The organism is Arthrobacter sp. A2-55, assembly GCF_025548615.1.
GTDB classification, from domain to species: domain Bacteria; phylum Actinomycetota; class Actinomycetes; order Actinomycetales; family Micrococcaceae; genus Specibacter; species Specibacter silviterrae.
Genome location: NZ_JAJLOZ010000056.1, coordinates 22,442 through 33,000 on the forward strand (window position 1 = coordinate 22,442; position 10,559 = coordinate 33,000).

General features: G+C 68.9%; 13 protein-coding genes, 1 pseudogene and 1 riboswitch. Of the genes and pseudogenes, 3 read left to right on the forward strand and 11 right to left on the reverse strand.

From position 1 onward, the window contains the following. Positions 1 to 10: 10 nt before the first annotated feature. The 3 genes from LPN03_RS14855 to thiO all read right to left on the reverse strand — a co-directional run bounded on the left by LPN03_RS14855 (position 11) and on the right by thiO (position 2,339). A complete protein-coding gene (locus LPN03_RS14855) occupies positions 11 to 811 on the reverse strand; it encodes a thiazole synthase (protein WP_165181983.1) in 801 nt (266 codons plus the stop codon). A 44-nt stretch (positions 812 to 855) separates the two neighbouring features. Continuing rightward, complete coding sequence (gene thiS, locus LPN03_RS14860) at positions 856 to 1,095, reverse strand: sulfur carrier protein ThiS (protein WP_262454831.1); 240 nt, start codon at positions 1,093 to 1,095, stop codon at positions 856 to 858. Then, a complete protein-coding gene (thiO, locus tag LPN03_RS14865) occupies positions 1,092 to 2,339 on the reverse strand; it encodes a glycine oxidase ThiO (RefSeq protein ID WP_165181985.1) in 1,248 nt (415 codons plus the stop codon). Before thiO ends, thiS begins: the two co-directional genes overlap by 4 nt. Continuing rightward, a riboswitch (TPP riboswitch) is annotated at positions 2,336 to 2,460 on the reverse strand. (Overlaps the previous gene by 4 nt.) A 44-nt stretch (positions 2,461 to 2,504) precedes the next feature. On the opposite strand from thiO, the gene thiE reads away from it, so the two are divergent. Continuing rightward, positions 2,505 to 3,179, forward strand: a complete 675-nt coding sequence (gene thiE / locus LPN03_RS14870) for a thiamine phosphate synthase (protein WP_165181986.1) — start codon at positions 2,505 to 2,507, stop codon at positions 3,177 to 3,179. 17 nt (positions 3,180 to 3,196) lie between these two features. Here the strand turns inward: thiE and LPN03_RS14875 are convergent, their stop codons facing one another. Next, complete coding sequence (locus tag LPN03_RS14875) at positions 3,197 to 3,940, reverse strand: TetR/AcrR family transcriptional regulator (RefSeq protein WP_262454832.1); 744 nt, start codon at positions 3,938 to 3,940, stop codon at positions 3,197 to 3,199. A 142-nt stretch (positions 3,941 to 4,082) separates the two neighbouring features. Between LPN03_RS14875 and LPN03_RS14880 the strand changes: the two genes are divergently transcribed. Further along, positions 4,083 to 5,012, forward strand: a complete 930-nt coding sequence (locus tag LPN03_RS14880) for an NAD-dependent epimerase/dehydratase family protein (protein WP_262454833.1) — start codon at positions 4,083 to 4,085, stop codon at positions 5,010 to 5,012. Here LPN03_RS14880 and LPN03_RS14885 read toward each other — a convergent pair. Further along, positions 5,009 to 5,512: a MarR family winged helix-turn-helix transcriptional regulator gene (locus LPN03_RS14885; protein ID WP_165181989.1), complete on the reverse strand. Its 504-nt coding sequence runs from the start codon at positions 5,510 to 5,512 to the stop codon at positions 5,009 to 5,011. The two genes, LPN03_RS14880 and LPN03_RS14885, sit on opposite strands and share 4 nt — an antisense overlap. Positions 5,513 to 5,585: 73 nt before the next feature. Here LPN03_RS14885 and LPN03_RS14890 point away from each other — a divergent pair, with 73 nt between their 5' ends. Beyond that, on the forward strand, positions 5,586 to 7,046 hold the full coding sequence (locus tag LPN03_RS14890; RefSeq protein WP_262454834.1) for an FUSC family protein: 1,461 nt from the start codon (positions 5,586 to 5,588) through the stop codon (positions 7,044 to 7,046). A gap of 30 nt (positions 7,047 to 7,076) precedes the next feature. Here the strand turns inward: LPN03_RS14890 and LPN03_RS14895 are convergent. From LPN03_RS14895 to LPN03_RS14920, 6 genes and pseudogenes are all read right to left on the reverse strand, one after another. Beyond that, positions 7,077 to 7,253, reverse strand: a pseudogene (locus LPN03_RS14895) (VOC family protein); the annotation flags it as partial. 118 nt (positions 7,254 to 7,371) lie between these two features. Then, complete coding sequence (locus tag LPN03_RS14900; RefSeq protein WP_262454835.1) at positions 7,372 to 8,349, reverse strand: LLM class flavin-dependent oxidoreductase; 978 nt, start codon at positions 8,347 to 8,349, stop codon at positions 7,372 to 7,374. Positions 8,350 to 8,437: 88 nt separating this feature from the next. Then, positions 8,438 to 9,529, reverse strand: coding sequence for an FAD-dependent oxidoreductase (locus tag LPN03_RS14905; protein WP_165181993.1), 1,092 nt, complete (start codon positions 9,527 to 9,529; stop codon positions 8,438 to 8,440). A 49-nt stretch (positions 9,530 to 9,578) separates the two neighbouring features. Continuing rightward, positions 9,579 to 9,986 (reverse strand): DUF2809 domain-containing protein, encoded by a 408-nt coding sequence (locus LPN03_RS14910; RefSeq protein ID WP_165181994.1) that lies wholly within the window; start codon positions 9,984 to 9,986, stop codon positions 9,579 to 9,581. A gap of 25 nt (positions 9,987 to 10,011) precedes the next feature. Beyond that, entirely contained in the window at positions 10,012 to 10,278 is a 267-nt protein-coding gene (locus LPN03_RS14915) for a type II toxin-antitoxin system RelE family toxin (RefSeq protein ID WP_165181995.1), read from the reverse strand. Further along, entirely contained in the window at positions 10,275 to 10,493 is a 219-nt protein-coding gene (locus LPN03_RS14920; protein ID WP_165181996.1) for a TraY domain-containing protein, read from the reverse strand. Before LPN03_RS14920 ends, LPN03_RS14915 begins: the two co-directional genes overlap by 4 nt. Between the last annotated feature and the right edge of the window lie 66 nt (positions 10,494 to 10,559).

Genomic DNA, 10,559 nt, shown 5'->3' on the forward strand with positions numbered 1-10,559 from the left:
AGATTCCGGTCTAAAGGTCCGGGCGGCCCTCCATGGCGGAGGACGCCAAGGCGTGGGCCCGCTTGGGAATGCGCCCGGCCCGTGATGCCAGTCTGCCACCGATCACGGCGTGTTTGAAGGCCTCGGCCATGCGCACGGGGTCCTGCGCCCGGGTCACGGCTGTGGCCAGCAGCACGGCATCACAGCCCAGTTCCATGGCCAGTGCGGCGTCGGAGGCGGTCCCGATGCCGGCGTCAAGCACCACGGGGACTGACGCGCGGGAGACGATCAGTTCAATGTTGTGCGGGTTCAGGATGCCCAGCCCCGTGCCGATGGGGGCGCCCAGCGGCATGACGGCGGCAGCGCCCAGCTGTTCCAGCCGCAGGGCCACCACCGGGTCGTCGTTGGTGTAGGCAAAGACCTTGAAGCCGCGGTTCACCAGCTGTTCGGTGGCCTCGACCAGTTCGACGGCGTCCGGCAGTAGGGTGTGCTCATCGGCGATGACTTCCAGTTTCACCCAGTCCGTCTCCAGCGCCTCACGCGCCAGTTCGGCCGTCATGACCGCCTCGCGGGCCGTGAAGCAGCCGGCGGTGTTGGGCAGCACGCGGATGTTGTTCTCGACCAGCAGCTCAAAAAGGTTCGTGCCGCCGCTGCCGCCGCTGCCCGGGGCGTAGCGCCGCATGGCCACGGTGGTCAGTTCGGTGCCGGAGGCCACCAGCGCGGCGCCAAGCCCGTCAAGGCTGGGCGCGCCGCCCGTGCCCATGATCAGGCGGGAGCCCAGCGGGACTCCAGCCACGATGAACGGGTCCGTTGCTGTCAGGGTTTCAGTCATGGTGCTTCACTTTCCTCAAGGTTTGGTGCGCGGGCGGCGCTGGCTTAGCCGCCCTGGACGGCCGTGACGACCTCGACGTCGTCGCCGGGTTCCAGCGTGGTGCCGGCCCATTGGCTGCGGGGCACAATGTTCTGGTTGCGGGCCACGGCCACGCCCAGCCGGCCGCCGTCGGCAGGCTGGCCGCTGGCCAGGATGGCCCGGCCGGTGACAGCCGTGACCAGGTGCGCCACGGTGGTTCCTTCGGCCAGCGGACGGGCCGCGCCGTTGAGTTGGATGGTGCTCATGGTGTCTCCTCAGGTTCGGTGTGGGTTGACTGCAATGCGGGCGAGAACCTGTCCGGGCGGAACTGCTCCCAGGCCAGGTCCGTGACTCCGCCCAGCAGCTGGCGGGTGATGTGGGCGGCAATGGCCGTCAGAAGGACGCCGTGCCGGAAGAATCCCGTGGCGATGATGAGCCCCGGGATGTCCCTGCCGTGAGGGCCCGGAACACGGCCCAGCAGAGGTGCGTTGTCCGGGGTGCCGGGGCGGGCGCGGGCCGTGGTTTCCATGAGTTCCAGTTCGGCCACGGCGGGCACCAGCACCTGGGCGTCTCGCAGCAGCTGGTGGACTCCCCCGGCGCTGACGCCGGCCGATCCGTCCTCTCGCATGGTGGCCCCGAGCACCACGGTGTTGTCATTGCGCGGCACCAGGTACACGGGCAGTCCGCGGACCAGGCCGCGGATGGTGGCCGTGGTGAGCGGGCGCAGGTGTTCGGGGACGCGCAGGCGCAGGATGTCGCCGTACACGGGGCGCAGAGGCAGCACCAGCCCGTCCGGCAGGCCCTGCAGCGTGGGGGCGGCCAGTCCGTTGGCCACCACCACCTCCCGGGCATGGACCTCCCGGCCGTCCTCCAGCAGCACGCCCGTCACCCTGGAGCGGGTGTCCGCCGGGTCCTCATGCAACAGCTCGACGGCGTTGCGCCGGATGGAGGTTTGCTCCTCGCGGAGCCGGCCGCGCTCGGCCGCCACCACATTGAGCTGCACGCGGATGGCCGTTGCCACGCCGCGCGGATCAACCTGGTGGTCCTGGGGTATCCGGAAGGCGCAGGAAATGTGAGGGCCCACCAGCGGTTCCTGGGCCCGTGCTTCACGGATGGACAGCTGTTCAACGTCCAGCCCGTGCGCCAGCTGGACTTCACGCAAGTCAGCCAGCGCGGCTCGGTCCGCAGCATCGGCACCCAACACAAGCGTCGGCGTCGTGCGGAATCCGGTGTCAGCGTGCCCGGCGGCCACCAGCGGCGCCACAAACTCCGGCCAGCGGGCCGCGGAGGCAAGCGTAAGCGCCAGCAAGCCCTCCTCCTGGTAATGGAGTTCGCTGACCGGTGCCAGCATGCCGGCCGCGGCAAAGGTGGCTCCCGTGGCCGGCGAGGGGTCGATGACGGTGACCGCATCGCCGGCCCGCTGGGCTTCCCAGGCGATGCCCAGGCCCACGATGCCCCCGCCCACAACGGCCACGTCGGTGGTGATGGTCTCCGGCACTGTGCGCGCCATTTTTGGGTCTCCTTCCCTACGCCGGCATGATCCGGATCAGGTTCCACGCCCTTGCGGGCGCCTGTCGGTCGGCGCAGTCGGCGCCCTCTCAGCCAGCTTTCCTGGCTCCCGCGGTACTGAACTAGTCTAGGAGATATGCACACCCCTTCGCTCACACATGACGCCATGCCCCTTTTCTCCGCCCTCGCCGAGCCGGCCCGGGACTCGCCCACTGTGGCCGGCGCCAGGCTGTATGTCTGCACTGACGCCCGCCGGGACCGCGGGGACTTTGCCGAGTTTGTCCGGGCGGCGTACGCCGGCGGCGTGGACATCATCCAGCTGCGGGACAAGTTCCTGGAGGCCGCCGAGGAACTGGAGTTGCTGGCTGTGTTGCGCTCTGTTGCGGAGGAATTCGGCAAGCTGTGGGCGGTCAACGACCGTGCCGACATTGCATCCCTGTCCGGCGCCCCCGTGTTCCATGTGGGGCAAAAGGACCTGCCGCTGCCAGCCGCCCGGTCCCTGGTGGGCCCGTCGGTGTCCGTGGGTCTCTCCAGCCACGACCGCCTCCAGGCCTCCGCCGCCGCCTCCAGCCACTTCGCCGACTACTTCTGCGTGGGGCCGCTGTGGGCCACGCCCACCAAGCCTGGCCGGGCCGCCGTCGGCCTTGACCTGGTGAAGCACGCCGCCTCCCTGCGCACGTCCAAGCCGTGGTTTGCCATCGGCGGGGTGGACCTTTCAAACGTTGACGCAGTGGTGGAGGCCGGCGCCTCCCGGATTGTGGTGGTCAGGGCGGTCACCGACGCTGAAGATCCGACGGCGGCCGCCCAGGAACTGCTGTCCCGCTTGCCTGCGCTGGGGTAGCGTCCGCGGCCGTTGCCCTAGACGAGCCCCGCGATCCCCGCCATCCGCGCCAGGACGTCCAGCTGCACGTCGAAGAGGGCTGCCGGGTCGTGGAAGGTTGACTTCCCGTATTGGCCAAACACCTCGAAGCTGACGGCGCCAAAAATCGCCGCCCAGGCCAGGACTCCGCGGGCCAGGGCGTTGTCATCCGCCGTGATGCCCCATTCGCTGCGGATGGCCTCGAAGTCCGCAGCGAGAAGGTGGCCGGGAACGGATTCCGCCTCTGTGCCGGCATGTTCTTCGGCTGGACCCGCGGGCGGTCCGCCAGCCCTGATGCCCGCAGTGTAGGCGCCCTCCAGGATGCCCACCAGCTTGGCGATGACGCGGGTGCCCGGTCCCGTTGTCTGGTCCGCGGGGGCGTCATAACCTGGCACGGGTGAGCCAAAAAGAAGTCCGTAGCGGGCCTGTTCAGCCAGGGCCCATGTTCGGACGGCCCGTCCCAACGCCCGGAACCGCCCCGAATAATCGGCCTCGGGAACCTTGTCCACGGCCGCATCCACGGCGTCTCCCAGTGAATTGTAGGCATCCACCAGCAGCAGGGTCAGCAACTCGTCACGGCTCTCGACGTAGCGGTAGACGGCGGAGGAGACCACGCCAAGGTCGCGGGCCACAGCCCGCAGCGACAGTCCCGCCGCTCCGTGGACGGCCAGGTGGCGGCGGCCGATCAACAAGATCTCATCCATGGTCTGGAGCCGTGCGCGCTCCCGCGGTGTTTGTGCCATGCCCTGATTTTGAACCATTGTGAGAGCGTCGTCAACTTTAGTGAGCAGTGCTCTTGACATTGGCGATCCCCTGTTTGACACTTAATTTTAGAGAGCACCGCTCTCTAATTCACAAATTCCGCTCCACAGAATCGAGACCACCATGGACGCCGTCAAGGTCGTCACCGGCGCCGGGCCCGTCGGCTGGACCGTTGCCACTCAACTCGCCGAAGCCGGCCAGCACGTCAGGGTCCTGACCCGTTCCGGTTCGGGTCCGGATCATCCGGGCATTGAAAGGCTGCGCGTGGACGTCAGCCACCCGGGGGCACTCCGGGCGTCACTTGCCGGCGCCGACGCCATTTTCCATTGCGTTCATGGTTCCAAATACAACGCCGAAACATGGCGGCGCGAGCTCCCGGCGGCCGAGCAGGTGGTGCTGGCGGCGGCGGGCGAGGGTGGCGCCGTCGTCGTTTTCCCGGAGAGCCTCTATTCCTACAGCCAGCCCAGCGCCGTCATGGCGGAGGACAGCCCGCGCCTGGCCGAAGGCGGAAAGCGCGGCGTACGGACCCTCTTGCTGGCAGCCCGGGCGGCCTCCCCCACGCCCACGGTCAGCGTGGTGGCCTCGGACTTCTTCGGCCCGCAAGTCCGCAACGCCCATGCGGGCGAGCGCATGGTCCCGCAGCTGCTTCGGGGACGGCGAGTGTCCGTGGTCGCCCGGGCGGATGTGCCGCACTCGTTTACCTACGTCCCGGACCTCGCCGCGGCCATGATCAGGGCAGCCGCCATGCCCGGCCTGTGGAATTCCGTGCTCCACGCCCCCACCAACCCGGCGCTGACGCAGCGCGCCCTCGCCGCCGCATTCACCTCCGCCGCGGGGCTGCCGGCGCCGAAGGTGGGTGCCGTCCCGGCCTGGGTGCTGCGTGCCTCGGGGATGTTCTCCAGCGACGTGCGGGACCTGGCGGAGACGCTGTACCAGTTCCAGCGGCCGTTCATCATGGACTCCGCCGCCAGCCAGGAATTGCTAGGGCTGGCACCCACTCCGCTGGAAACCGCGGCGAAGGAGACCGTGGAGTGGTGGCGCGGGCAAGCCTAGCTGGCAGGCTCGGCCCGTGCGGCAATCTTGCGCAGCAGGGCCGCCAGCTGCGCCTTCTCCCCCGCAGCCAGCCCGGCAAGCAGCTCCCTCTCGCGGTCCAGAAAGTGCGGAAACTCGCGGTTGACGAGCTCCGTTCCCAAGGGCGTTAGGCGCATGAGGACCACGCGGCCGTCGCGCTCCCAGGGCAGCCGCTCCACCAACCCGCGGCGCGCCAGGCGGTCAACGTTCTTGGTGGTGGAAGCGCCGCTCAGCATGGTGGCCGCGGTGACCTCGCTGGCCCGCAGGGGCCGGTCGCTGCGCGCCAGCGTGCAGAGCACGTCAAATTCCGCGCGTGACACCGCCGCCGCCGCGAGGTCGCGCTCCACCCGCTGGGAGGCCAGCGCGCCGATCCGGGAAATGCGTCCCATCACTTCAATGCTGGAGACATCCAGGCCCGGTCGCGCCTTTTCCCAGCCGGCCCGGGCGCGGTCCACAAAGTCGCCCGTCGATTCGAAGTCCATTCCCCCATCCTAGAGAGGATCCTCACACACTTCACATCTATTTTACTAGTAAATTACTTGCTAACATGAAAGCATGCCCACGCTGACTCGTGTCCGCGACTCCCACGCCGCCCTGGCCCATGCCGTATCGCCGGGCGCTTGGCGAAGGTCCTTCGCCATGCGCCCGGCAGACGCCATCTTCGCACCAGCCATCAAAGTAGGCATTGCGGCGTCGCTGGTCCTCGTCTCGGGCGGACTGCTGGGGCAGGGGCAACTCGCTGGCATCGCCTCCCTGGGCGCACTCGTGTCCGCCTTTGGCCGCTACCAGCCGTATCCGAGGCTGGGGCGGATGCTGCTCCTGGTCGCCGGCTGCCTCCTCCTCGCCGCGGGCGCGGGCTCGCTCATGGGCGCCGCCGGCGTGCCGCCCTGGTACCAGATTGCCGTGTTTTCCGTTCTCGCGGGCCTGGCTGCGCATGTGTTCGGGGCCTTCGGCGTCACGGGACCGGGCGCCGTCATCCTGGTCTTTGCGGCCTCAGCGGGCTCCGGTTACGCGCACACCGCGGACGCCGTTCCGCGCGTTCTGGCGGCCGTCGCCCTCGGCGCCGGAGCCGGCTGGATCGTGGCCATGGCCCCCGTCCTCGTGGAGCCGATGGGCCCGGCCCGGCTGGCCGTGGCGCGGGCCATCGCCGCCGTGGTTCAGCTGGGGACTGACGACGCCGGCACCCGGCTTGGCGATGCGGCCTCCCCTTTGCGCCGGGCCCGGGAGTCGGTGGCACTCAGCGCCGGCCGCCAACGATCCGGCGAGCTGCGCGCCGTCAGGCTGCAGCGTGAGGCTGCCTCGCTGCACGGGTTGCTGGACGAGGCCGAGGCGGCCCTGTCGCTGGCCGGAGAGGCCCGCGCGGCCGCTCTAGGGCGCCTGGCCCGGCACGAATCGGCCCTGCGCAGGACGTGGCGCACAGCGCCCACCCCCGGCACCACTGCCGGAGGGCCGGCGGTGGGGGCGCCGGCGGCGGGAGCTGGAGCCGCACGGCCCGCCCCTGAGGGCTTTCTAGCCGCGGCCCGTGCGGGCCTGGGTTCGTGGGCCAGCGCCGGCTGGGCCGTGCGGATGGCCGCGGCGTCAGCACTGGCCGGCTGGGCCGCCGTCGGGCTTGGGCTGGGGCACCCGCTGTGGGCGTCGATGGGCGCCGTGGCTGCCCTGCAGGGGCTGGACTACAGCACCACCGTCCAGCGCAGCATCCAGCGCCTGCTGGGAAATGTGGCCGGCGCGGCCCTGGCCGTGGCGCTGCTGTCGGTGCCGCTGGGGTTCTGGCCGTCCGTGGCGCTGGTGGTGGCGTTCCAGGTGCTGGCTGAGCTGCTGGTACTCAAGAATTACACGCTGACGACCATTGCGGTCACGCCGATGGCGTTGCTCATGACGGGGCTCGGCTCGCACCTGGGCCCTGAGGCCGCGTTCAGCCGCGTGGCAGACACGCTGGCGGGGGTGGTGGCTGGCGTGCTGGTCGCGGCCGTGAGCATTTCGCGCACGGACAGGGCGCATGTTGCGCCCGAAGGCTGACTCCACGCCAGTTCAGGACAAGCAGGGCGTTCAGGACGGGCAGAGGCAGAAGGGGTGCCCGGCCGGGTCCAAAAAGATGCGGACCGTGGCGCCGGGCTGGTGTGCCGCTTTCGTGGCGCCCAGTTGAATCACCGCGGACCCACCGGCGTCCAGATCGTCCACCACCACGTCCAGGTTCATCTGCCGCAGTGATTCCTGCCCCGGCCAGCCCGCGTGAAAGCCCCTCCCCCACTTCCGGCCCAACGGGCACATAACGTGGATGTTTGCTGCAAACATCCACGTTATGTGCCTGTTCGGCCGCAGCGTGGGGGCCAAAAGAAGGGTCTCAGAGGTGCATGGCCTGTGCCAGCAGTTCAAAGCTGCGGATCCAGGCCGTGCGGTCGGTGACCTGTGTGGCCACGATGAGCTCGTCGGCGTCAGCCTTGGCGGCGAAGTCCTCCAGGTAGGCGCGGGCGGCGTCGGGGGTCCCGACGGCGGAGTAGCGCATCATGTTCAACACCTGTTGGCCGGCCGGGGAATCGAGCAGCAGGTCCATCTCCGCCTCGGTGAACGTCTGGCCGCGGCCCACCATCGAGGCCACCCGGCGGCGCTTGGCCGTCAGGAACAGGGAGTCGGCGGCTTCCTGCGTGTCGGCCACAATCGCGTTGACGCCGGCAATGACGTACGGCTCCGCCATGGCCGCCGAAGGCTGGAAATCGCGGCGGTAAATGCGCACCGCGTCTTCGAGGGCCTGCGGGGCAAAGTGCGAGGCGAAGGAATACGGCAGCCCCAGGGCCGCCGCCAGCCGTGCCCCAAAGAGGGATGAGCCCAGGATGTACAGTGGCACGTGGGTGTCCTTGCCCGGGTAGGCATTCACTCCGGAAATGCGGGTCTGGCCGTCAAAGTAGGCCTGCAGTTCCTGCACGTCGGAGGGAAAGGTGTCTGCGGCGGACGGGTCCCGGCGCAGCGCCCGCATGGTATTTTGGTCGCTGCCCGGCGCCCGTCCCAGCCCCAGGTCAATGCGTCCCGGGTGCAGGGTCTCCAGCGTGCCGAACTGCTCCGCAATCTGCAGCGGCGAGTGGTTGGGCAGCATGATCCCGCCGGCGCCGAGCCTGATGGTGGACGTATTCGCAGCAACGTGGGCGATCAACACGCTGGTGGCCGAGGAGGCGATCGAGGGCATGTTGTGGTGCTCGGCAAACCAGATCCGCTTATACCCCCACCCTTCGGCCTTTTGTGCCAGTTCCACGGAGGCCCGGAAACTCTCCGCAATGCCGGACTCGCCAATGTGGGCAAGGTCAAGGATGGAAAGGGGAAGCGTCATGGGTGGTGCCTTTCAGGTGGTCTCTTTAGCGCCAACCCCGGAACGGGCCGGGATATTTCCGCCGGGCCGACGCCGGGGCGCCGCATCCTCAAACGACAGCCGGAACGCTCAGCCGCTCGATGGCGGCCAGGGCGGCCGCCCGCCCCGCGCGGGTGGCGCCCAGGGTTGATGCGGACGCGCCATACCCCACCAGGAGCAGCCGGGGCTCGCGCGCCACCTTCACACCGTCCATGACGATGCCGCCACCCGGCTCGCGCAATTTGAGCGGCGCCAGGTGGTCCAGGGCCGCACGGAAACCGGTGGCCCAGAGAACTGCATCCGCCTCAAACACCGAGCCGTCCGAAAAAACGGCACCCGTGGGCGTCAGCCTGCTCAAGGGGCCCCGCGACACCAGCGTTCCGGCGGCAATGCCGTTTTGGTACTGCTGTGTTAATGGCAGTCCCGTCACGCCGACCACGCTGAGCGGCGGCAGTCCGGCTGCGGTGCGCTCATTGACGCGGCGTTCCACGTCACGCCCCCAGTCGGGGTTGAATTCGCGGGTGGTGAATTCCGGCGGGCGGCGCGTGGACCACGCCGTTTCCACTCCGGCATCCGCCAGCTGGAGCAGGAACTGCACTGCCGAGGTGCCGGCGCCCACCACCAGCACGCGCTGCCCCGCAAACTCGGCCACGGAGCGGAAGTCATGGGTGTGCAGCTGCCGGCCGGCAAACGATTCCACTCCCGGATAGTGCGGCCAGTGCGGCTTGTCCCAGGTCCCCGTGGCGTTGATGACCAGCCTGGCCGTGAACACGCCGCCGTCCGTCTCCACCGCCAGGGGCGGGCCGGAAGTGTCGGCGGGGACGCCGCCGTCGTTCTTGGCCTCCGGCCGGACGGCCAGGACCTTGACCGGCCGCCGGACGGGCAGCTCAAAGGCCGCCTCGTACCGTCCGTAGTAACGCTCGACGACGGCGGACGCGGGCTCCGCGGGATCGGCCGGGCCCAGCTTCATGCCGGGGAGGTCGTGGATGGCGTGGGCAGCTCCCAGGGTCAGGGACGGCCAGCGGTGGCGCCATGCGCCGCCGGGTCCCGGGTTGGCGTCCAGGACCACAAAGTCCCGCCCCGCGGCGAGCCCGTGCCGGGCCAGGTAGTAGGCGGCGGAAAGCCCCGCCTGCCCCGCCCCAATGATCACCACGTCCAGCATTTCCACCCTCCGTTGCCCTTTTATGGCTTGAACGGGCGGCCCCGGGCGGCTATTCCAAACGTGAGGGAAGCCACTGCCGGGACGCGGCCCGGTCCGCTGCCCACACCGCCACGGCACCGACGGCGTACGCCGCCAGGTCCCAGCTGGAAAAGGTGGTGCCGAAGACAAGGCGCGACGGCGGGAAGCTCTCGGCCAGCTGCGCGGGGATGCCCGTCAGCTGGGAGAATTCAACGGCGGCGCTGAACCCGAAAGCCGCCAGCGCCAGCCAGTGCCGCGGGGTCCGCGGCGCGATCGCGGCCAGCACCAGGTAGACCAGCACGGTGTACAGGGCGTCGGCGGCCAGGCCGGCCGGCCCGCCCAGGGAGAGGTAGTGCAGCGCCAGGCCAAGAATGACAACGCCGACGGCGGCAACAATCAGCGCGGCGCGCCGGGACAGGGGTGCTTTTGCGGTGGCCATGGGTACGAGTCTACAAAGGCCGTCATCAGAGATCGGAGTAGATGTCCCGGCGGTGTGCGATGTCGATAACAAGGACCAATATCTGTTCATCGTCGATGGTGACCAATATCCTGTAGTCGCCAACCCGGTAGCGCCAAAACTCTTCGCTCACCAACTTCCGGCCGAGCTGTCGCGGGTCATCCGCAACGGCAAGCCTTTCCTCAAGAAACCGGCGGATTCTCCGCGCAACGACCGGGTCCAGCTTCTTGACGGATTTTTGGGCTTTCGGCGTCAGGCGAATCGAATAACTCACACCGGCCACTCGACATCCGCAAGGTCGACAGATTCGTCGTTCGACTGCGTGAATTCCTCGAGGGCGTCCTTGGCAAGGAAATAATCCTCATACTCGTCCAAAAAGAGAACTATCGCTTCGGTGGCGTAGAACGTCCTCGACCTGCCGGTCCGCCGGGCAAGCGCCTCCAACCGGGCCTTGGTTTCGGTGTCCAGGCGAACATTCAGCTGCGACATGCCGCTCTCCTTCCGTATGTATACAAGTATAGATGCGGAAGGCCGGCCTAATCCAGTGGTGGTTAC

Bases quoted from the DNA above. Each gene is read 5' to 3' on its own strand.
- LPN03_RS14855 (WP_165181983.1), bottom strand. From the start codon at position 811: ATGACTGAAACCCTGACAGCAACGGACCCGTTCATCGTGGCTGGAGTC.
- thiS (WP_262454831.1), bottom strand. From the start codon at position 1,095: ATGAGCACCATCCAACTCAACGGCGCGGCCCGTCCGCTGGCCGAAGGA.
- thiO (WP_165181985.1), bottom strand. From the start codon at position 2,339: ATGGCGCGCACAGTGCCGGAGACCATCACCACCGACGTGGCCGTTGTG.
- thiE (WP_165181986.1), top strand. From the start codon at position 2,505: ATGCCCCTTTTCTCCGCCCTCGCCGAGCCGGCCCGGGACTCGCCCACT.
- LPN03_RS14875 (WP_262454832.1), bottom strand. From the start codon at position 3,940: ATGGCACAAACACCGCGGGAGCGCGCACGGCTCCAGACCATGGATGAG.
- LPN03_RS14880 (WP_262454833.1), top strand. From the start codon at position 4,083: ATGGACGCCGTCAAGGTCGTCACCGGCGCCGGGCCCGTCGGCTGGACC.
- LPN03_RS14885 (WP_165181989.1), bottom strand. From the start codon at position 5,512: ATGGACTTCGAATCGACGGGCGACTTTGTGGACCGCGCCCGGGCCGGC.
- LPN03_RS14890 (WP_262454834.1), top strand. From the start codon at position 5,586: ATGCCCACGCTGACTCGTGTCCGCGACTCCCACGCCGCCCTGGCCCAT.
- LPN03_RS14900 (WP_262454835.1), bottom strand. From the start codon at position 8,349: ATGACGCTTCCCCTTTCCATCCTTGACCTTGCCCACATTGGCGAGTCC.
- LPN03_RS14905 (WP_165181993.1), bottom strand. From the start codon at position 9,529: ATGCTGGACGTGGTGATCATTGGGGCGGGGCAGGCGGGGCTTTCCGCC.
- LPN03_RS14910 (WP_165181994.1), bottom strand. From the start codon at position 9,986: ATGGCCACCGCAAAAGCACCCCTGTCCCGGCGCGCCGCGCTGATTGTT.
- LPN03_RS14920 (WP_165181996.1), bottom strand. From the start codon at position 10,493: ATGTCGCAGCTGAATGTTCGCCTGGACACCGAAACCAAGGCCCGGTTG.